The sequence below is a fragment of the Skermanella sp. TT6 genome, assembly GCF_016653635.2.
In the GTDB taxonomy this organism is placed as follows: domain Bacteria; phylum Pseudomonadota; class Alphaproteobacteria; order Azospirillales; family Azospirillaceae; genus Skermanella; species Skermanella cutis.
In genome coordinates, this window is sequence record NZ_CP067420.1 from 3,870,001 (window position 1) to 3,889,328 (window position 19,328).

At 68.5% G+C, this 19,328-nt stretch carries 17 protein-coding genes (1 of these 17 running past the window's edge); 6 read left to right on the forward strand and 11 right to left on the reverse strand.

Going from position 1 to position 19,328, the window contains the following annotated elements; translation table 11 throughout:
• Window positions 1–450, reverse strand: the 5' portion of a protein-coding gene (locus IGS68_RS18110; RefSeq protein WP_247880957.1) for a class I SAM-dependent methyltransferase. 273 nt of this gene lie to the left of the window's left edge; the window shows 450 of its 723 coding nt (coding positions 1–450); the start codon lies at window positions 448–450; its stop codon lies beyond the left edge, outside the window.
• A gap of 55 nt (window positions 451–505) precedes the next feature.
• Window positions 506–2,110 carry a glycosyltransferase family 39 protein gene (locus IGS68_RS18115; protein WP_201072275.1) on the reverse strand — a complete coding sequence of 535 codons (1,605 nt, stop codon included), beginning with the start codon at window positions 2,108–2,110 and terminating at the stop codon, window positions 506–508.
• 437 nt (window positions 2,111–2,547) lie between these two features.
• Here IGS68_RS18115 and IGS68_RS18120 point away from each other — a divergent pair, with 437 nt between their 5' ends.
• Complete coding sequence (locus tag IGS68_RS18120; protein ID WP_201072276.1) at window positions 2,548–3,186, forward strand: DedA family protein; 639 nt, start codon at window positions 2,548–2,550, stop codon at window positions 3,184–3,186.
• On the opposite strand, the gene IGS68_RS18125 is transcribed toward IGS68_RS18120, so the two are convergent.
• From IGS68_RS18125 to IGS68_RS18135, 3 genes are read right to left on the reverse strand one after another with little or no spacing between them, the layout of a single operon-like run.
• A complete protein-coding gene (locus tag IGS68_RS18125) occupies window positions 3,140–3,439 on the reverse strand; it encodes a DUF3253 domain-containing protein (protein ID WP_201072278.1) in 300 nt (99 codons plus the stop codon). The two genes, IGS68_RS18120 and IGS68_RS18125, sit on opposite strands and share 47 nt — an antisense overlap.
• A gap of 45 nt (window positions 3,440–3,484) precedes the next feature.
• Entirely contained in the window at window positions 3,485–3,826 is a 342-nt protein-coding gene (locus IGS68_RS18130) for a chaperone modulator CbpM (RefSeq protein ID WP_201072280.1), read from the reverse strand.
• Window positions 3,823–4,773, reverse strand: coding sequence for a DnaJ C-terminal domain-containing protein (locus IGS68_RS18135; protein ID WP_201072287.1), 951 nt, complete (start codon window positions 4,771–4,773; stop codon window positions 3,823–3,825). The genes IGS68_RS18130 and IGS68_RS18135 overlap by 4 nt, the downstream gene beginning before the upstream one ends.
• A 252-nt stretch (window positions 4,774–5,025) precedes the next feature.
• Here IGS68_RS18135 and IGS68_RS18140 point away from each other — a divergent pair, with 252 nt between their 5' ends.
• Window positions 5,026–6,036 carry a S1C family serine protease gene (locus IGS68_RS18140; protein WP_201072289.1) on the forward strand — a complete coding sequence of 337 codons (1,011 nt, stop codon included), beginning with the start codon at window positions 5,026–5,028 and terminating at the stop codon, window positions 6,034–6,036.
• Between the two features lie 7 nt (window positions 6,037–6,043).
• On the opposite strand, the gene IGS68_RS18145 is transcribed toward IGS68_RS18140, so the two are convergent.
• Window positions 6,044–9,487: a transcription-repair coupling factor gene (locus tag IGS68_RS18145; RefSeq protein ID WP_201072291.1), complete on the reverse strand. Its 3,444-nt coding sequence runs from the start codon at window positions 9,485–9,487 to the stop codon at window positions 6,044–6,046.
• 170 nt (window positions 9,488–9,657) lie between these two features.
• Here IGS68_RS18145 and IGS68_RS18150 point away from each other — a divergent pair, with 170 nt between their 5' ends.
• Window positions 9,658–10,755, forward strand: a complete 1,098-nt coding sequence (locus IGS68_RS18150; RefSeq protein ID WP_201072293.1) for an efflux RND transporter periplasmic adaptor subunit — start codon at window positions 9,658–9,660, stop codon at window positions 10,753–10,755.
• 3 nt (window positions 10,756–10,758) lie between these two features.
• Window positions 10,759–13,881 carry an efflux RND transporter permease subunit gene (locus IGS68_RS18155; RefSeq protein WP_201072295.1) on the forward strand — a complete coding sequence of 1,041 codons (3,123 nt, stop codon included), beginning with the start codon at window positions 10,759–10,761 and terminating at the stop codon, window positions 13,879–13,881.
• A 2-nt stretch (window positions 13,882–13,883) separates the two neighbouring features.
• On the opposite strand, the gene IGS68_RS18160 is transcribed toward IGS68_RS18155, so the two are convergent.
• The 3 genes from IGS68_RS18160 to mobB form a co-directional block, all read right to left on the reverse strand.
• Entirely contained in the window at window positions 13,884–14,291 is a 408-nt protein-coding gene (locus IGS68_RS18160) for a response regulator (RefSeq protein WP_201072297.1), read from the reverse strand.
• A 96-nt stretch (window positions 14,292–14,387) separates the two neighbouring features.
• A complete protein-coding gene (locus IGS68_RS18165; RefSeq protein WP_201072298.1) occupies window positions 14,388–16,550 on the reverse strand; it encodes a putative bifunctional diguanylate cyclase/phosphodiesterase in 2,163 nt (720 codons plus the stop codon).
• Window positions 16,551–16,689: 139 nt separating this feature from the next.
• A complete protein-coding gene (mobB, locus tag IGS68_RS18170; protein ID WP_201072300.1) occupies window positions 16,690–17,217 on the reverse strand; it encodes a molybdopterin-guanine dinucleotide biosynthesis protein B in 528 nt (175 codons plus the stop codon).
• Between the two features lie 114 nt (window positions 17,218–17,331).
• Here mobB and sugE point away from each other — a divergent pair, with 114 nt between their 5' ends.
• Complete coding sequence (sugE, locus tag IGS68_RS18175; RefSeq protein ID WP_201072302.1) at window positions 17,332–17,646, forward strand: quaternary ammonium compound efflux SMR transporter SugE; 315 nt, start codon at window positions 17,332–17,334, stop codon at window positions 17,644–17,646.
• Window positions 17,647–17,744: 98 nt separating this feature from the next.
• Here sugE and IGS68_RS18180 read toward each other — a convergent pair whose 3' ends face one another.
• Window positions 17,745–17,963, reverse strand: a complete 219-nt coding sequence (locus IGS68_RS18180) for a hypothetical protein (protein WP_201072305.1) — start codon at window positions 17,961–17,963, stop codon at window positions 17,745–17,747.
• A 299-nt stretch (window positions 17,964–18,262) separates the two neighbouring features.
• Here IGS68_RS18180 and IGS68_RS18185 point away from each other — a divergent pair, with 299 nt between their 5' ends.
• Window positions 18,263–18,718, forward strand: a complete 456-nt coding sequence (locus tag IGS68_RS18185; protein WP_201072307.1) for a YccF domain-containing protein — start codon at window positions 18,263–18,265, stop codon at window positions 18,716–18,718.
• A 39-nt stretch (window positions 18,719–18,757) separates the two neighbouring features.
• Here IGS68_RS18185 and IGS68_RS18190 read toward each other — a convergent pair whose 3' ends face one another.
• Window positions 18,758–19,198, reverse strand: a complete 441-nt coding sequence (locus IGS68_RS18190; protein WP_201072309.1) for a PRC-barrel domain-containing protein — start codon at window positions 19,196–19,198, stop codon at window positions 18,758–18,760.
• Window positions 19,199–19,328 lie beyond the last annotated feature (130 nt).

Below are 19,328 nucleotides of genomic sequence, written 5' to 3' on the forward strand. Positions count from 1 at the left end.
GATCGGCGTCGCCGGATCGATCACGTCGGCGATGATCAGGGCTCCGTCGGGCTTCAGGATGCGATGCCACAGGCGCAGTGCGTCCGACAGCTCGTCCCGTGCCATGTACTGGACGACCGAGACCACCAGCACGACATCGACGCTGGCCGCCGGCAGATGGTGCAAGCCGTTCCCGTCCAGCACCTTGATGCGCCGATCGCCTGCCAGCCGCTCCCGCACCCTGTCCCGCACGGCCGGAGCGGCATCGTACAGGTAGAGGGTTGCGCATCCATCGGCCAGACGGCTGGCGCCCACGGCCTCGCCGCAGCCGAAATCCAGCACCACCTTGGTGCCTCCGGGCGGGACGAATTCACGCAGGTCGCGGACGATGCAATCGAAATGCGCGTCGACGTTACGCTGATTCACATAGATCGCATTGGGGCGGTTCCAGAAGTCGATCCATGGATTCACGCGCGCCTCCTCCATCCTTGTCACGGCAGGGCGCGCGTTCGTCACGGCCCCTGCGTCAGTTCACAGGCTTGCCGATCCGCGCTACCGGCCGTCCGACCAGATCCCGGCGATCCTTGACCACGGCCAGGGGGGCGCCGAACCGGCTGACCTCGACGATCTGCTTGCCGTCGGATGATTTGTCGCAGTCCGACAGGGTAAGCGCAATGAAGAAATCCGCATCCCGGCGGTTCTCCGTCTGAACGAAGTTGGGCGGCAGGAAGTAGAGGGCCGATGTCGGGTTCGCACAGACGAAAACCTTGTACCGCCCGCCCAGCCGCCCGCCGTTCTCAGCCTTCAGCTTGCTTTCGAGCATGTCGGTGGCCTCGGCCAGGGACGTTCCCCAGTAGTCCAGTTCGAAGCGGCCCTCGGCCCCGGCGACGCCTCCGACGAACTGGTTGTAGAAGATGTACTCCTGGGGATGCAGCCGGCCCATCGTCCAGACCTGGAACGCGACGGTGACGCCGAGCGGCACGGCGAGCGCCCATCGCAGCCGCGGCCACGCGGTCGCCGCCCAGGCCCCGACACGGTCGAGCGCAAGGGCTGCGATCACGGTCAGCGGCGGCAGCATGAACAGGAAATGACGCATGCCGTTCAGGGCGAGCGGCCGTGCCGCCATGAAATAGGCCAGCGGGAACAGGGCCGCGAGGACAAGAAGGACCAGTTTCAGCATTGCCGGTTGCGACAGATCCCCGAAGCCACCCTTCAGAAGCCCGCCCTTCAGCAACCGGGCCGAAACGATCAATGCAGCCGACGCGATGCCCGCCAGGACCAGTTCCGGCAACTGGGTGCCCAGGAACAGGGGCAGGTAATAGGACGGCAGATCCGTGGCCTTGATCATCTCTCCGTTCACCAGGACGGAGCCCGGCCAAGGGAAGTTCGAGAACACCGTCGCCGCACGGATCGGGTTCAACGGCTCCTGCCAGGCCCAGGGCCAGAATGCCGCCATGGCCAGATACATGACCGGCAGCATGGGCAGGAACGACAGCGCCAGATCGCCCATGGTGCGGGCCACCCCCCGCCGGCCGGCTCCCTGCCTCGCGACCAGGACCAGGTACAGGACGAGTGCCGCGGCGAGATAAAGCCCGGCAAGCAGCCCCACGATGCGGGTACCGAGGGTGATCCCGAGCACCGATCCGAGACCCAGCGCGGTGCGCAGCGGAACCCGCGGCAGCGTCTCCATGGCGCGGCACATCAGGTACAGGGACCATGTCATGCCGCAGGCGAAGGGAATGTCCTTGGGATTGATGAACATATGGCCGTAATAGGCCGGCGTCACCACCATCAGCAGCAATGCCAGGAACCCGACGCGCGGTCCGCCGAACAGCCGCCCCAGGCGCCAGACTCCGGCAAGCCCCAGCAGCCCGACCAGGCCGCCCAGCAGGTGCCGTGTTTCGTACTCGCCGAAAGGCGAGACGGCGTTGGCCATGGCGGCGATCAGATCGAAGGAGCCGCCATACAGGTACAGATTGAAATGCACGAATACGGAGCGGTCTTCGAAACCGCTGAGGTAGAAGGACAGGATCTTCTTGCCGTAGGTGTTCTGGATTTCCTCGTCCCAGCTTATGCCGTAGTTCTGGAACGTGGCGGCGACCAGAACCAGCACGGTCGCCAGGATGGCCATCGATAGAAAATCGAACTTCGTCCACCCGAAGACCTCGGCAGAACGGGGGCGCCCGTCGCCATGACCAACGGTGCTGCGCACTGGTATCATTGGAAAACCCTTGCCCCAGGGAATTGGATGAATCCGCCCAGCCATCATTTCTTCTTGATGTCCCCGCCTGGACGGGGCGGCCCGAGCGGCGACGATCGGTATCAAGTTCGGAGCCCCAGGCGCAGGAAATATCCGGAGAATATGCTAATTCCCCGTTAATTCCCGACGGGACCGCCCCCGAAGGCTGGCGACCACATTCCAGCCGCAATTCGGGACTATGGCAGGATCATCATCCTGGCCGGCCGGGACCGTCCGGCGTCACAGAATCCCGAACCTACAGAAGTGGGCGGCCATTTCCGCCCAGGACGCGGGCCTGTCCCGCACGAAGGATCCCTCAGCGGACCGTCATGGAAATCTTCGACCTCATCCATCGCTACGGCGACCTGTTCTATGGCGTCGTGGCCGTCTGGACCTTCCTGGAAGGCGAGACCATCGTGATCTTCTCGGGCATCGCGGCCCGCGAGGGCGTGGTCAATCTCACCCTGCTGATCTCCTGCGCGTGGATCGGCAGCTTCCTGGGCGACCAGATGTACTTCATGCTCGGACGCCATGCCGGCGCCCGGATGCTGAACCGCTATCCCCGCTGGCAGCCGGGCGTGGACAGGGCGCTCGGCCTGCTGGAGAAATACAGCACCGCCTTCATCCTGAGCTTCCGCTTCATCTACGGCGTCAGGAACTTCAGCTCGTTCGCGATGGGGATGAGCACGCTGTCGTGGCGCCGTTTCGCGGTGCTGAACTTCATCGCCGCAGGGATCTGGGCGGCATGCTTCGCCGGCGCGGGCTACGCCGCGGGCGCGGCGCTCCAGCAGGTGGTGGGAGAGATGGCGACGGCGGTGACCGTCGGCCTGCTCGGAGTCTTCATCCTGGCCGCGGCCGTCATGGGCCTGGTGTCGTGGCGCCGCCGGCGGGCGCTCGCCGTCCCCGCGGTGGCAGCCGCGGTCAAGGCTGGGCCGGAGGCATTTTCCTCAAGCGAACGACGCCCTTGAAGTTGTTCGGGTCGACCGGCTCGCCCTTGCGGGTGATCTGCAGACGGCCCTGGCGGGCCAGGTGGATCGCCTGCTGGCGCACGGCCGTCATGTATTTGTGCCAGCCGTCCGCCGGCATTCCGGGCGTCTTGGTATCCTTGTAGAAGGCCTGGGCGACCTCCTGCGGGGACACGGATCCGCCATCCTCGATCATCGCCAGGATGCGTTCGGTGATCGGGTCGGGCTTCTGGTTCTTGCTGGCATCGTCGGTCATCGGGCCCTCATAGCAGACCAGCGGGGAGCGGCCAAGGGCCGCGCGTCAGGCATCGTCCCCGCCGAGAGCCCGGCGCCTCAGCTCCGCCGCGACGGACCGGCGCACCTCCTCCGGCTGGGCGGCGACCGCATCGACCAGATGCCTGAGGCGGCGGCGGGTACCGTAGAGCTGGTCCAGCAGGCCGAGGACGACCGGCATGGCCTCGTCGTCGATCGCCATGTCGTCGCGCATCTCGCGGATCAGAGTGACGCGGGCGACGTCCAGGTCGGTGAAGACATAGCCGCCGGCCTCGTGCTGCGGCCGGACCCAGCGCCGCTCGATCCACAGGATGAGATCCCGCCGGTCGATCCGGCCGACGGCGGCAAGCACCTGTTCGAGCGCCATCATCGTGATTGCTCCAAGGTTTCGCGGGGGTCCTGCGGGTGGCTCTCGTACCATCGCCGGATGAACTCCTCCAGCTCCGCGTCGGGCTGGCGGGGCAGGACCGGGCGAACCGTGACATACTGGTCGCCGCGCTCGCCCCCGCGGGATGCCGGGACGCCTTTTCCCTTCAGCCGGAGCACGGTACCGCTGTCGGCCCCCTTCGGGATGGTCATGGCGACCGGCCCGTCGATCGTCGGCACGCGGACCTTCGCCCCGAGCAGCGCCTCCGCCAGGGTCACCGGCAGGTCGATCCGGATGTTGCGCCCGTCCCGCCGGAATACCGGATGGGGATCGACCTCGATCCGGATCAGGGCGTCGCCGGCCGGACCGCCGCCCAGCCCCGGGCCGCCCTGCCCTTTCAGCCTGACGCTCTGCCCGCTGTCGATGCCGGCCGGGATCTCGACGTCCAGCGTCCGGCCGTCGGGCAGCGTCAGGCGCTTTCGCGACCCGTTCACCGCATCGAGGAAGGATACGCGCAGGGAATAGTCGATGTCGCCGCCGCGCATTCGGAAGCCGCCGGTTCCGGCGGCCCCTCCCCGATCGGCGCCGCCTCTCCCGGCGCCGTGATGGCCGAACAGGTCGGCGAAGAAGCTTTCGATGTCCTCGTTGTCGACGAAGTGCTCTTCCGCCCCGTAGCGGCCGCCGCCGCCCGCGTCGGCGAAGCCGCGATAGAAGCTGCGCGGCGTCTCGGCCCCGCTCGCGTCGATCTCCCCACGGTCGAAACGGGCACGCTTCCCGGGATCGGACAGCAGGGAGTAGGCCGCGGAGATGTCCTTGAAACGGGCCTCCGCGTCGGTTTTGCCCGGATTTATGTCAGGATGGTACTTCTTGGCCAGCTTGCGATAGGCCTTGCGGATATCGTCATCCGTCGCGGTCTTCGAAAGTCCCAGGATCTCGTATGGATCGGTCATTGCAGGCACCGGAGCCAAGGATTGGGTCTCCGCCGTATAACAGCGCGCCCGGGCGGGTCGTCTCAACCTATCATTCGGCTGATCGGCATGCCGCGTTTGTGCTTGACCGCCGCCCCGCGCACCCCGTTTAAACGTTTCGGGCCCTGCGGGGCCGGTGTCGATCGGGAGATGTGAATGGGCGGGCAGCGGTTCTGGCGGTACATGCTGATCTGAGCGCTGCTGGTCGCGACGATCTGGATCGGCGACCGGTTCGTGCGCGGCGTCTTCCTGACCGCCAGCGAGCCGAGGGCCGTCACGGCGCGGGGATCGCTGGCGGAGGCCGAGGAATCGACGATCGCCCTGTTCGACGCGACGTCGCCTTCGGTCGTCTATATCTTCACGGACCGGGCGGAACCGACCGGCGATCCGGGCGGACGAGGGTCGCGCGGCGCCGGGTCCGGCTTCATCTGGGATGCCGCGGGCCATGTCGTCACGAACCACCACGTGGTCGAAGGCGCCACCCGCGTCGCGGTCCGGCTGGACAGCGGCGAGGCCGTGCCGGCCCGGGTGATCGGCTTCGCCCCCAACAGCGACCTGGCCGTGCTGAGGCTGAGCGAGAACCGGGCGGCGCTCCGACCGATCCCGATCGGCACCTCCGACGACCTGAAGGTCGGGCAGTCGGTCTTCGCCATCGGCAACCCGTTCGGACTGACCCGCAGCCTGAGCACCGGCGTGATCAGCGCCCTGGAACGGCGGCTTCCGGCGGGCAGCGGGCGGGAGATCGCCGGCGTGATCCAGACCGACGCGGCGATCAATCCCGGCAACTCGGGCGGACCGCTGCTCGACAGCGCCGGGCGGCTGATCGGCGTCAATACGGCGATCCTGTCCGGGTCGGGCAGCTTCGCCGGCATCGGATTCGCGGTCCCGGCCGACACGGTCAATCGGATCGTGCCCAAGCTGATCCGGGACGGCCGGGTCCCTACCCCCGGCATCGGCATCCGCGTGGCGCCCGAGCAGGTCGGGGCCCAGCTCGGTGTGACCGGGGTCGTCGTCGCCGAGGTGATCCCGGGATCGGCGGCCGACCGTGCCGGCCTGCGCGGCTTCGACCCGTCCGGACGGCGGACGGGCGACGTCATCACCCACGCCGCCGGACAGCCGGTCGCGACCCTGGCGGAACTCGCGACGCAACTGGAGCAGACCGGCGTCGGGCATCCGGTGACGCTGACGATCTGGCGCGAGGGTCGGACCTTCACCGTCGACGTGACGGTGATCGACATTTCCTGAACCGGCGTTACCCGCCGGCCAGCCCACGCAGCAGCAGCCGGGCCGCGGCCAGCCTTGCGGAGGACTCCTCCGCCAGCGGAACCACCAGGTTGCCGTCCTCACGCCGCCGTGCGCCTTCGGTGCGATCGAGGAACGCCTCCAGCCCCGGGGGTTCTTGCCGGAACGCGATCAGGGCGCCGCGCGGCCCGACGTCGAGCTGCTCCACGCCGGCGTCGCGGCACAGGCGCTTCAGTTCGCCGAGGCCGATCAGGGTGCCGACCTCCGGAGGGACCGGGCCGTGGCGCCGCGCCAGGTCCCGGGTGAAGGCCTTGGCCGCCTCGGCGGTATGGAGGGCGGCGATGGAGCGGTAGAGCGCCATGCGCTCGTCCAGATCGGCGACGTAGCTCTCGGGTATCAGCACGGGCATGCCGAGCGAGATCCGGGGGGTCCAGAACTCCTCCGGCTCCTTGCCGGCCTGGACCGCCTCGATCGCCTGCCTCAGCATCTCCTGGAACAGGTCGACCCCGACGGCGCGGATGCTGCCGGACTGCTCCTCGCCCAGCAGGTTGCCGCCGCCGCGCAGTTCCAGGTCCTGGCTGGCGACGTTGAACCCGGCCCCCGGATCGCTCAGCATGGCAATGGCGTCCAGCCGGCCGCGCGCCGCCTCCGACAGGTCGGCTTCCGACTCCACCGTCATCCAGGCATAGGCCCGCGTGCTGCCGCGCCCGACCCGGCCGCGCAGCTGGTGGAGCTGGGCCAAGCCGAACATGTCGGCCCGGTGGACGACCAGCGTGTTGGCGTTGGGGATGTTCAGCCCCGCCTCGATGATGTTGGTGGCAAGAAGCACGTCGGCGCCGCCGCGCACGAAGGCCGTGATCGCGTCGTCCAACTCCTCGGGCGCCATCTTGCCGTGGGCGCGCAGCACCCGAAGGTCGGGAACCAGTGCCTCCAGACGCTCTCCCACAAGGTCGAGGTCGGCGAGCCGGGGGCAGACATAGAAGCTCTGGCCGCCGCGCTCGCGCTCGCGCAGGAGCGCCTGGCGGATGATGTCGCCGTCGTAGGTCAGGACGCGGGTGCGGACCGGCTGGCGCTCCACCGGAGCGGTGCCGATCAGGCTGAGGTCGCGAAGCCCGCCCAGCGCGAGCTGAAGCGTGCGCGGGATCGGGGTCGCCGTCATGGTCAGGACGTGAACGCCCTCGGCGATGTCCTTCAGGCGTTCCTTCTGCTTGACGCCGAGCCGCTGCTCCTCGTCCAGGACCAGAAGGCCGAGATCCTTGAATCGGACGGCCTCGCCCAGGAGGGCCTGGGTGCCGACCGCGATGCGGGCCTGCCCGTCCGCGATCCGCTGCCGCGCCGCCTTCGCCTCGTCCGTCGCCGTGCCGCCGGTCAGCTCGGCGATCTCCATCCCGAAGCCGGAGAAGCGCTCGCGGAACTCGTCGGCGTGCTGCCGGGCGAGCGGGGTGGTCGGCGCCACCACCGCGACCTGCCGGCCGGCGACCGCCACCGCGAAGGCGGCGCGCAACGCGATCTCGGTCTTGCCGAAGCCGACGTCGCCGACCACCAGCCGGTCCATCACCTTGCCCGACGCGAGGTCGGCCAGCACGTCGTCGATCGCCGTCTGCTGGTCCTCGGTCTCGGTATAGGGGAACCGGCCGCTGAACCGGCGGTAGGCCGCGCGGTCCGGCACGATCGGATCGACCTGGGCCAGCGACCGTTTCGCCGCCGTGGCGATCAGCTCGTGCGCCGCGTCGCGCAGGGTTTCCCGCATGCGCTCCAGCCGGTTGGGCCAGGCGGCGCCTCCCAGCTTGTCCAGCTGGATCGTCTCGCCGGGCGTGCCGAACCGCCAAAGCAGGTCCACGTTCTCGACCGGGACGAACAGCTTGTCGCCCTGGCGATAGACCAGGCGCAGGCAATCGTGGGGCGCCCCGCCGGCGTCGATCGTCTCCAGCCCCTCGCACAGGGCCACGCCGTGATCGGCATGGACCACCAGGTCGCCCAGGGCGATCGGCGGCACGTCGGGCAGCAGGGCGTCGCGCCGGGCATCGGCGGTCCCGGCGCTCCGGCGCCGATCGGACCGAACTATGTCGGCCCGCGCGATGACGCTGATGCCATCCACCTCGAAACCGGCCGCGACCGGCAGGGTCGCGACCGCCGCGTCGCCGGCTCCGGCGTCGCCCCAGGTCTCCGCCGTCGGCATTTCCGGCATGCCGATCCGCCGTCGGAGGGGACCATGCTGGACATCGCGCTCGACCGCGAACAGGACCCGCGCGCCGCCGGCGCGGAGAGTGCGGACATGCCGGGCCAGCTTTCCGCCACCGTCGTCGTCATGAAAGCTCGGACCGGGACGGGCGCCGGCGTCCGGCATGTCCTCGCCCGCTTCGGGCGGAGCCGCGCGGAAGACGAGGACCGCGCGCGGCTCCAGGCAGACGTCCCAGGCCTCGGCATCGACGAAGACCTGCTCGGGCGGCAGCGGATGGAAGGCGGGAAGATGGGCCTTCTCCTCGATCGTGCCCATCGCCTTGCGCGCCTGGAAGGCGTCGGCGACCTGCTCCAGGTAGTCGTCGCGGTCGGATTCCACCCCGTCGTCCAGGGTGACCGGGCAGCCCGGCAGGTATTCGCACAGGGTCTCGGTGCCGCCGTAGAACAGCGGCAGCCAGTGCTCCATCCCGGTGAGCCGCCGGCCATGCCCGACCGCCTCGAACAGCGGGTCGTTTCCCTCGACTCGCCCGAACTGCTCCTGATAGTTCGTCTGGAAGCGCGCGATGCTCTCGTCGGTCAGGACCACCTCGGACACGGGTGGCAGTTCCAGCCGCTCCAGTTCCTCGCCGTCGGCACCGCCCCGACGGACCGCGTCCAGGGTGCCGTTCAGCAATTCCAGTATGACCGGCGACCGCTGGCCGGGCGGCAGGATCTCCACCCGGTCGTCGTCCCAGAGGAAGTCGCCGACCTCCCGGACGGTCTCCGCCGGGGAATACCCGTTCCGCAGCAGGAAGCGCCGCAACGGTTCCTCGATGTCGTCCTCCGGCGCCGCCCGGAAGGTCGCCGCCTCCAGCACGCCCTGGGGCGGCAGGCGGCGCAGGAACGCGGCGGCCGTCGCCAGGATCAGCCTCGGCCCCTCGGCCGGCCGGCCCAGCCTCAGCAACGTATCGACCCGGCGGGCCGCGACCGCCGCGGAGGGGGAGCGCCGCTCATAGGGCGCGCAGTCCCAACTCAGCAACGGCAGAACCTCCAGCTGCGGCGCGAAGAAGGCCAGCGCGCGCCGCAGCCGCACCAGCCGCCGGTGGTCGCGGACGATATGGAGCAGGCCGGCGGAGTCCGCGCGTTGCGCCAGATGGCCCAGCAGCATCCCGTCGAGCCCCTCGGGCACGCCCGCGACGGTCCGCCGTCCGGGCCGGCCGAGATCGAGTTCCAGCCCGTCGAACGGGCGCGCGTCACGGCCGGGAACGCGGTCCGCTTCAAGATTGTGGTCCATGGACAGGTCGAATCTGCTATCGTTGCAAACAATATCGAGCTTTCACGACCCGGTCGGGACGTCAGCCTGTCCCGATGGGAACCGGAAAACAGGCTCTTTAGCCGATCGTTCCTGCGGCAGCGTCCGTCGAAGCGACCCACACCGACCCGGTGCAATCGTCCCAGGATACCATGCGACTGATCTGGCAGATTCTCCTGATTGCGGGCCTGGGCGCCGGTGCCGCAGGCGCCTGGTACGCCGTGCCCGAGCTGCGTGGCGACGGTCCCCGGGCGGCTGCGCCCGACCGGGCCGCGCGGCCGGTCAACGTCGTGGCGGCGCCCGCCCGCATCGGGGAGATCGCGACGGTGGCCGAAGCGGTCGGCACGCTGCGCGCCAACGAGGCGGTCACGGTGAACTCCAAGCAGACCGGCATCATCCGCGCGATCCGGTTCGAAGAGGGCCAGTGGGTCGAGCGGGGATCCGTCCTGGTCGAGTTGGACGACGCGGAAGCCCGCGCCCAGCTCGCGGTCGCCGAGGCCGACCGGCGCAACGCCCAGCAGCTCCTGGAGCGCTCGCGCACCCTGCTGACCCGCCAGGCGGTCGCGGAGGCCAGGGTCGATGAGCTGGCCGCGGCGCTCGACCGGGCCGACGCCGCGGCGCGGGCCGCCCGCGCCCGGCTGCAGGAGCTTGTCGTCACCGCCCCCTTCGCCGGACAGACCGGACTGCGCCGGGTCAGCCCGGGCGCGCTGGTGACCAGCGGGACGGCGATCACGACGCTCGACGACATCCGCACGGTGAAGCTGGATTTCAGGGTGCCGGAGGCGGCGCTGGGCGGGCTCAGGCCGGGCCTGGCCGTGTCCGCCACGAGCCCGGCCTTCCCGGGCGAGACCTTCACCGGCAATGTCGCCGTGATCGACACGCGGGTCGATCCGGTGACCCGGGCGGTCGAGGTGGTGGCCTCCCTGCCCAACGACCGGCTCCGCCTGCGGCCCGGCATGTTCATGAACGTAGGCCTGACCCTGTCGTCCCGCGCCGACGCCGTGCTGATCGCGGAGGAGGCGCTGGTCCCGCTGGGCGAGCGACAGTTCGTCTTCGTCGTGACCGACGGCCATGCCCGGCGCCGCGCCGTCACGATCGGCCAGCGCCGGCGCGGCATGGTCGAAGTGGTCGAGGGCGTGAAACCCGGGGAACTGGTCGTCGTCCGCGGTACCCAGCGGGTGCGCGACGGCGCCCCGGTGGAGGCGGAACAGGAGCTTCCCCCCGCCGGACGTCCGGCTGCCGGGAGCTGAGCCATGGTGCTGTCCGACGTCGCGATCCAGCGCCCCGTGCTCGCCATCGTCCTCAACGCGCTGCTGGTGGTCTTCGGCATCTTCGCCTTCGCCAAGCTGCCGGTGCGCGAGTATCCCAGCGTCGACCCGCCGGTCGTCTCGATCAGCACCAATTACGAGGGCGCGTCGGCCGAGGTGGTCGAGACCCAGATCACCCAGGTGATCGAGGGCGCCGTCAGCGGCGTCGAGGGGATCAAGACGATCCGCTCGACCAGCCGCGAGGGATCGTCCAACGTTCGGATCGAGTTCCTGCTGACCCGCGACATCGAGGGAGCCGCCAACGATGTCCGGGACCGCGTCTCGCGCGCGGCCCGCAGCCTGCCGGACGAGGCCGACGCCCCCGTCATCGCCAAGGTGGACAGCGACAGCTCGCCGATCCTGTGGGCCACCCTGACCAGCGATCAGCTCAGCAGGCTGGAGCTGACCGACTATGCCCGGCGCGTCCTGGTCGACCAGATCACCGCCGTCCCGGGCGTCGCCGACGTCCGGATCAGCGGCCAGCGGATCTATGCCATGCGGGTCTGGCTGGACCGGAGCGCGCTGGCGGCCCGCAACCTGACCGTCCAGGATGTCGAGACGGCGCTGCGCCGGGAGAACGCGGAGCTGCCGGCCGGCCGCATCGAGTCGGCGCAGCGCGAGTTCACCGTCCGCACCGATACCAGGCTGTCGCGCGCGGAGCAGTTCTCCCGCATCGTCATTTCCCAGCGCAGCGGGGATTTCATCCGGCTGGGCGACGTGGCGCGGGTGGAGCTGGGCACCCGCGACGACCGCGGCGACTACACCGTCAACGCCCGCGCCGCCGTCGGCCTGGGCGTCACCAAGCAGGCGACCGCCAACACGATGGAGGTCGCGGACGGGGTCAAGGCGCTGCTGCGGCAGATCGGCACCACGCTGCCCGGCGACGCGGCCATCGACGTGTCGTTCGACGAGAGCGTGTTCATCGCCGAATCGATCTACCAGGTGTTCCACGCGCTGACGATCGCGCTGGGCCTGGTGGTCCTGGTCACTTGGGCGTTCCTGCGCGACCTGCGCGCCACGATCATTCCGGCGGTCGCCATCCCGGTGTCGATCATGGCAGCCTTCACCGTGCTGGCGGCACTCGGCTATTCGATCAACGTGCTGACCCTGCTGGCGCTGGTGCTCGCGATCGGGCTGGTGGTCGACGACGCGATCATCGTGGTCGAGAATGTCAGCCGACGGATCGAGCTGGGCGAGCCGCCGCTCCTGGCAGCCTATCGCGGCGCCGGCCAGATCGGCTTCGCGGTGATCGCCACCACGGCGGTGCTGATCGCGGTGATCTTCCCGCTCGTCCTGCTGCAGGACACGGTCGGCCGCTTCTTCAAGGAGTTCGCGGTCACGCTGGGGGCCGCGGTCGCCTTCTCCGCGCTGGTGGCGCTGACGCTGACGCCGATGATGTGCTCGCAGGTGCTGCGCGGCCAGCACGGCGGGGCGGTGTTCCGCCTGACCGAACGGTTCTTCGACGGGATGACCCGGATCTATTCCAGGATCCTGGACGGCGTTCTGGCCGCACCCGTGCTGATGCTGGCACTGCTCGGCGCGCTGACCGGGGCCACCTGGTACCTGTTCACCCTGGTGCCGCAGGAGTTCACCCCGCCCGAGGATCGCGGCAGCTTCCGCATCACCGTGACCGCGCCGGAAGGCGCCAGCCAGGACTTCACCAAGCGGGAGATGGAAGCGGTCGAGCGCATCCTGGCGCCCTACCGGGAAAACGGCGAGGTATCCAGCGTGCTGGCGATCCTGAACCCCGGATGGGGCGGACAGACCGGCGTCAACCGGGCGACGATCCAGGTCCGGCTGGCGCCGTGGGACAGGCGCACCCGGCCGCAGTCGGCCCTGATGGCGGAGCTGCGCGGCAAGCTGCAGGCGGTGCCGGGCGCCCGGGTCGCGGCCTTCGCGGGCGGCGGCATCGCCCGCAGCGGGGCGCTGAACCAGGTGCAGGTCGTCCTGGGCGGCAGCAGCTACGAGGAGCTGGCGGTCTGGCGCGACCTGCTGATCGACCGCCTGCGCGACGAGCCGGGGTTCGGCACGATCCAGGCGAACTACGACGAGACCAAGCCGCAGCTCCGGATCACGGTGGACCGCGACCGCGCGGCCGACCTGGGGCTCGGCACGCGGGCGATCGGGGAAACCCTGGAGACGCTGGTCGGCGGGCGCACCGTCACGCGCTTCACCGACCGCGGGGAGGAATACGACGTCGTGGTCCAGGCCACGGGCAGCGACCGCGCCAACCCGCGCGACCTGTCGAACATCTTCCTGCGCGCCGGAACGTCGGACAAGCTCGTGCCGCTCTCCAGCGTCGTGACCGTCCGGGATATCGCCGGCCCCAGCGAACTGGGCCGGGTCGATCGGCTGCGCGCGATCACCGTCACGGCCAACCTGGAAGGCATCGCCATGGGCACCGCCATCGAGGCGGTGCGGCAGGCCGCGGCCGAGGTGCTGCCGGGCCAGGTGCGGCTGAGTTTCGACGGTTCGGCGCGCGAGCTTCAGGAATCAAGCGCCGCGATCTATTTCGCGTTCGGCATGGCGCTGCTGATCGCCTTCCTGGTGCTGGCCGCCCAGTTCGAGAGCTTCACCCTGCCCTCCATCGTCATGCTGACGGTGCCGCTGGCGTTGTTCGGCGGCCTGGGCGCGATCGTCGCGAGCGCCATGACTCTGAACATCTACACGCAGATCGGGCTGGTGATGCTGATCGGCCTGATCGCCAAGAACGCCATCCTGATCGTCGAGTTCGCGAACCAGATGCGCGACGAAGGCGCGGCCATGGACGCGGCGATCCGCGAAGCCGCCGCGACCCGGCTGCGCCCGATCCTGATGACCAGCATCGCCACGGTGTTCGGCGCGGTTCCGCTGGCCATGGCCGAGGGCGCCGGGGCCGAGAGCCGGACCGCGATCGGGCTGGTGATCGTCGGCGGCGTCTCGGTCGGGTCGCTGCTGTCGCTGTTCGGCACTCCCCTGCTCTACAGCCTGCTGGCGCGCCGCCTCCAGCCGATCGGGCGGATTCGCCGCCGTATCCAGGAGTTGGAGATGCAGCACGTCAAGCCGAGGGAAGGCTTGCCGGCGGAGTAGCCTCAGCTGGCGATACCGAGGGAGGGAAAGGGCGCGGAGGCGACGGCGCGAATCGCCTCCAGCACGGGCCGCCCGTCGCACCCCTTGGTCAGGTAGCGCCGGGCACCCGCGGCGAAGGCGCTCTCCGCCGTTCCGCGGTCGCTCAGGCCGCTGAAGACGATGACCGGCACTTCCGGATGGGCATCTGTCAACTCCCGGAGCGCTGCCAGCGGCTCCTTGCCCGGCATGGTGAGGTCGAGCAGGACGGCGTCCGGGCGGAGTTCCGCGACCGTATCGAGCAGCTTGTCCGCGGAGTACAGGCAACCGACGCAATCCATATCCGGCGTGGCGTCGATGGTGGCCTGCGTCGCCATGACGATCATGGCGTTGTCATCGACGCAGAGTACCTTGATCGGGTGGACCGCCTTCATTCATGCCTCTTATGGACAGAACCGTCTTACTCAGACGTCATATCCGAACCGGCAATATTATGCAAGCGGGTAGGTTTGATCGAAGCCCCCTAGCCATCAGGCATAGGTTGAATAGTCTTCCAGCAGCTTCATCAGGTCCGGACCCGCGATCGGGCGGCTGAACAGGTAGCCTTGGATCTCGTCGCAGCCCAGGCGGCGCAGATGCGCGAGCTGCTGTTCGGTCTCGACGCCTTCGGCGACGATGCGCCGGGACATGGAATGGCCCATGTCGATCACCGCGCGGACGATCTCCGCATCCTCGGCGCCGGTGGCGATGTCGGTGATCAGAGAGCGGTCGATCTTGATGGTCTCCAGCGGCATCAGCTTGAGGTAGCTGAGCGACGAATAGCCGGTGCCGAAATCGTCGAGCGCCAGGTGGACCCCCATGTCGGCCAGTTCCTGGAGAAGCTGGACGACCTCGACGCTGTCCTTCATCACGACGCTCTCGGTGATCTCCAGCTCGATATCGTCGGGCTTCAGCCCGGTCCGCTCCAGGATGTCGGTCAGGGTTGCCGGGAAGGAGGGCCTGATCTGCCGGACCGACAGGTTGATCGCCATGCGGATCTTCGGGAAGCCCCGGTCGATCAACAGCCGGCACTGGCGGCAGGCGGTTTCCAGGACCCACTCGCCGACGGGGATGATCAGGCCGGTTTCCTCCAGCACGGGCACGAAGGAGGCCGGCGAGACGTTTCCGAGATCCGCGCTGCGCCAGCGCAGCAGGGCCTCGCACCCGCAGACGGTCCAGCTCCTGAGATCGACCTTGGGCTGGAACACCAGGGAGAACTCGCCCCGGTCGAGGGCGCGGGCCAGGCCCGACTTGATGGCGATCCGGGTGTTCACCTCGGTGTCGAGATCGGAGGTGTAGAAGCATTTGTGCGGCGGATCCGCCTCGCGGGCGCTCCAGAGCGCGGCGTCGGCATTGCGCATCAGGATGTCGGAATCGACCCCGTCGCCGGGAAAGGTGGTGATCCCGAGGGCGGGAGAAAGCTTGACCTCGATCCCGTCCAGTTCGAGGGGTGCCTCGAAGGCGGCCGTGATCCGGTCGGCCAGCACGCCGATGCGGGCGGACTGGTCGATATTGGGAGCCAGCACCGCGAACTCGGACGCCTCCAGCCTCGCCAGCGTATCGGTGGACCGGAGGCAGCCGGCCAGCCGCCGCGCGGCTTCCTGGATCGCCTGGTCGCCGGCGGCGCGCCCCATGCTGTCGATCACCATACGGAACCCCAGCAGGTCGATCAGCAGCAGCCCGCCGTGGCCGCCGTCCTGCTGGCGCTCGTCCGCGGCGATCGACAGGCGTTCGGTGAACAGCGTCCGGTTGGGCAGCAGGGTCAGGGCGTCGTAGAGAGACTGCCGCCGGATCAGCGTCTCGAAATGGGAGCGTTCGGTGATGTCCCGGCCGATCGCGACGAAGACGGGCGGCGTCTCGTTGCGCAGAAGCTGGACCCTGACCTCGACCTCGTAGGTCGAACCGTCGCGGCGCTGGTGGAAGGTCTCGAAGCAGATCTCGTCCATGGTGCCGTCCTGGAGCGGACGGAGCAATTCGGCGAAGGCGTCCTCGCCGAACTCGAACTTCAGGTCCATCGGCGTCATGCGCATCATCTCTTCGGCCGAGTAGCCGAGATTCTCGCGCGCCTGCCGGTTGACCAGCACGAACCGGAGAGTTTCGGCATTGAAGACGAAGATCTCGTTGATCGACTGCTCGATGATGCGGCCGAAACGGGCGGTCTGCTGCTCGACGCGGGTCCGTTCCGTGATGTCGCGGAGGACCACCACGTAGGCCCCGCCCCCCTCCAGGTTGACCCAGGCGATCGAGGCTTCGGCCGGGAACTCGGTCCCGTCTCGCCGCAGCCCGCAGATCTGCCGCCGCTCCCCCATCAGCCGGGAGCCGCCGGAGTGGGCCCGGAACTCCCCCATCTGCCTGCCGTGCTGGGACCTGTAGCGTTCCGGCAGCAGCATGTGGACGGACCGCCCCATCACGTCGGCCGTGTCGTACTGGAAGATCCGCTCCGCCGCGCGGTTGAACAGGACGATCCGGAACTGCGCATCGATCACCACGAAGGCATCGCCCGCCAGGTCCAGGATCGCGTAGAGCGGAGTTGCGTGGACGGCAGTTCCCGGCATCAGCAATCCGTGGAAGCCGATCGACGAAACCGTGCCATCCGCAATCGGAGCGCCGGGACTTCCGTCCTCCTCGTGCCCGACCTCAGACAGGGTCGCCATCCGCTTCTCCTCACGCCCCGCAGGTATCAGGACCGTTCATAACAACCGTACGGCCGCAGCGCCGAACTTGCCGCCTAATGATACGATTGCCCCGTGAGGAATCAATGGGTTTCGGACGCGAAACAATAGATCGGCGGCGCTAATTACCCGCGCCGGCTGCAATGTCGCGCCCCGTCATGCCGCACTGCGTCATTAAGAAGCGGGCAATAACGGCGGGCTGGTTGAGGTCGAGCACGGGAACGGCCACTTCGGGCACGGGGCCGTCGCAGGCGACCGCGACGACCGATGGGTCCTCCAGCGCCAGCAGCGGCTTGCCGGTGGCGCGGCGGAATACTTCCAGCTTCGGGTGGGGCGAGCGCTTGAAGCCCTCGATCAGCAGGAGATCGACCGGGGTCATGTGCCTGACCAATTCCTCGATCGAGGGTTCGGGCTCTCCCCGGTTCTCGTGCATCAGGGCCCAGCGGTTGGCCGAGGTGATCAGCACCTCGGTGGCTCCGGCCCTGCGGTGGTTGTGGGAGTCCTTGCCCGGCTGGTCGACGTCGAACGCGTGATGGGCATGCTTCATTGTGGAAACACGTAGGCCCAGGGCGATCAGCTCGGGCAGAAGACGGACCATGAGCGTTGTCTTGCCGCTGCCGCTCCAGCCGGCGATGCCGAATATCTTCATGGTGGATCCGTTGCTGCGATCGTGCCGCAGATTAGGACGGCAGGGTCCGATCCGCTACGGTGAAGGTCTGCGGCGTCCGCCGAATCACGAAAGAAAAAGGAAGAAGGAAGTACGATGGCGTGGGTGATCCTGTTGGTGGCCGGCCTGCTGGAGACCGGCTGGGCGATCGGTCTCAAATACACGGAGGGATTCTCGCGCCTGTGGCCGAGCATCCTGACGCTGATCGCCATGGCCGCCAGCCTCGTCATGCTGGCCTATGCGCTGAAGACCCTGCCGATCGGAACCGCCTACGCGGTCTGGACGGGGATCGGGGCGTTCGGTACCGCCGTGCTCGGCATCGTCCTGTTCGGCGAGCCGGCGACCGCCGGACGGCTGGCCTCCATCGGCCTGATCGTCGCCGGCATCGTCGGGCTGAAGCTGGTAGACTGATACGCGGCGGGCGGGAAAGGCATCATAAGACGCCCTCTCTGCCCGTGCGAAAGACGCCCTCTCTGCCCGTGCGAAAGCCGGTGGTCAGGATCCGGTATTCAAGCCGCCAACCAGGTCAAACGGCTACTGTCGCCCTCCGCGAGGGCATCGGCGCGGGTGCGGAGCGCCCGGTGCCGCTGGTCGACGAATTCGCGGAACAGGCCCTTGTCGGCCAGGATCTCCTGGGCGCGGGCGGCTTTGCGGGGATCGGGGTTGCCGGTGAGGCGGCGCAGGGTGTTGGCCGCGATCCGAAACTCGACAGCGAGATTGCGCGTCATCGTCACATCCTTTCAATTCTCTTTTCAGAGGCGGACGGACGATGAGAAAACGCCCGGCCGCCTAGCTAGTCGGACCGTTGTCGCTCACGCGAAGCTCCAGAGTAGAGTGCGGATACGGCAGCCGAAGCCGCCGGTCCATGCACGGATGAACAGAGCAATAGGCCGTTTCGTTCGCCGAAGCAACCACCTTACGACGTTTTTGCCACCGATCTTTCGTCGTAGGAGCTCTTCCGCAACAGGGTGTCAAGCCATGGAAACATCATGAATTCTCCCCATATCAGCGGCAAAGGAGAGATTTCATGAATCCTGTCAGCCTGATCCTGAACATCCTGTGGATCGTCACGGGCGGCATCTGGATGGCTGCGGCCTGGCTGTTCGCCGCGGTGATCATGGCGATCACCATCATCGGACTGCCCTGGGCCCGTTCGGCGTTCAACATCGCCAACTACACGCTGATGCCGTTCGGACGCACCGCCGTCTCCCGCGACGAGTGGGACGGCCGCGAAGACCTGGGCACCAGCCCGCTCGGCTTCCTCGGGAACGTGATCTGGTTCCTGCTCGCCGGCTGGTGGCTGGCCCTGGGCCATGTGATGACCGCCATAGCGCTTGCGCTGACCATCATCGGGATCCCGTTCGCCTGGGCTCACCTGAAGCTGGCGATCATCTCGCTGTGGCCGATCGGCAAGCGGATCGTCGACAATGAGGAACTCGAGGCGCGCGCCCGGCAAGGCTACCGGGTGCCGGGGACCCTTTAGGCCGGGTCCCCGCCAAGCTCGTCATCCCTGGGAAGCGGCTCAGCGCAACGGGCGGATGCTGGAGTCGATGCCGGCCGCGGCCGGAACATCCGGATCGTACCGCTGCATCTCCTCGAGCTGCGCCCGGGTCTTGTCGATCACGGCCTGCCGGTTGCCGTCGCTCAGCACGACCTCGTTCCAGGGGACGGCCACCTGCCGCTCCCCGATTCCGGCCACCCCGCCCCATTCCAGCACGACATAGTCGATCCGCCCGTCGGGGGCCACCAGCAGGTTCTCGATCGTGCCGACCCTGCGGCCGTCGGCCGCCACCGCCTCCGTCCCGATCAGGCTCTCGACCTCGCCGGTGGTCGCCAGCGGCCCTTCCTGGGCCGGCAGGTTCCCATGGGTCGTGGGGCTGGTGGGGCTGGTCGCCTGCTGTGCCCAGGCCGGCACGGCGAAGGCCAGGAAACAGGTGGCGGCGAGGGTGACCGTCGTACGCATCGCGGGTCTCCGAAGTCTGTATTGGAGGGGTTTTTGCAAACCCAACCCCCGAGCGGAGGGATAGGTTCCTGCACGGCCGGCAGGAAGCGTCGCATGGGGGGTTAACCAACTCTCAAAACAGTTTGCCTAT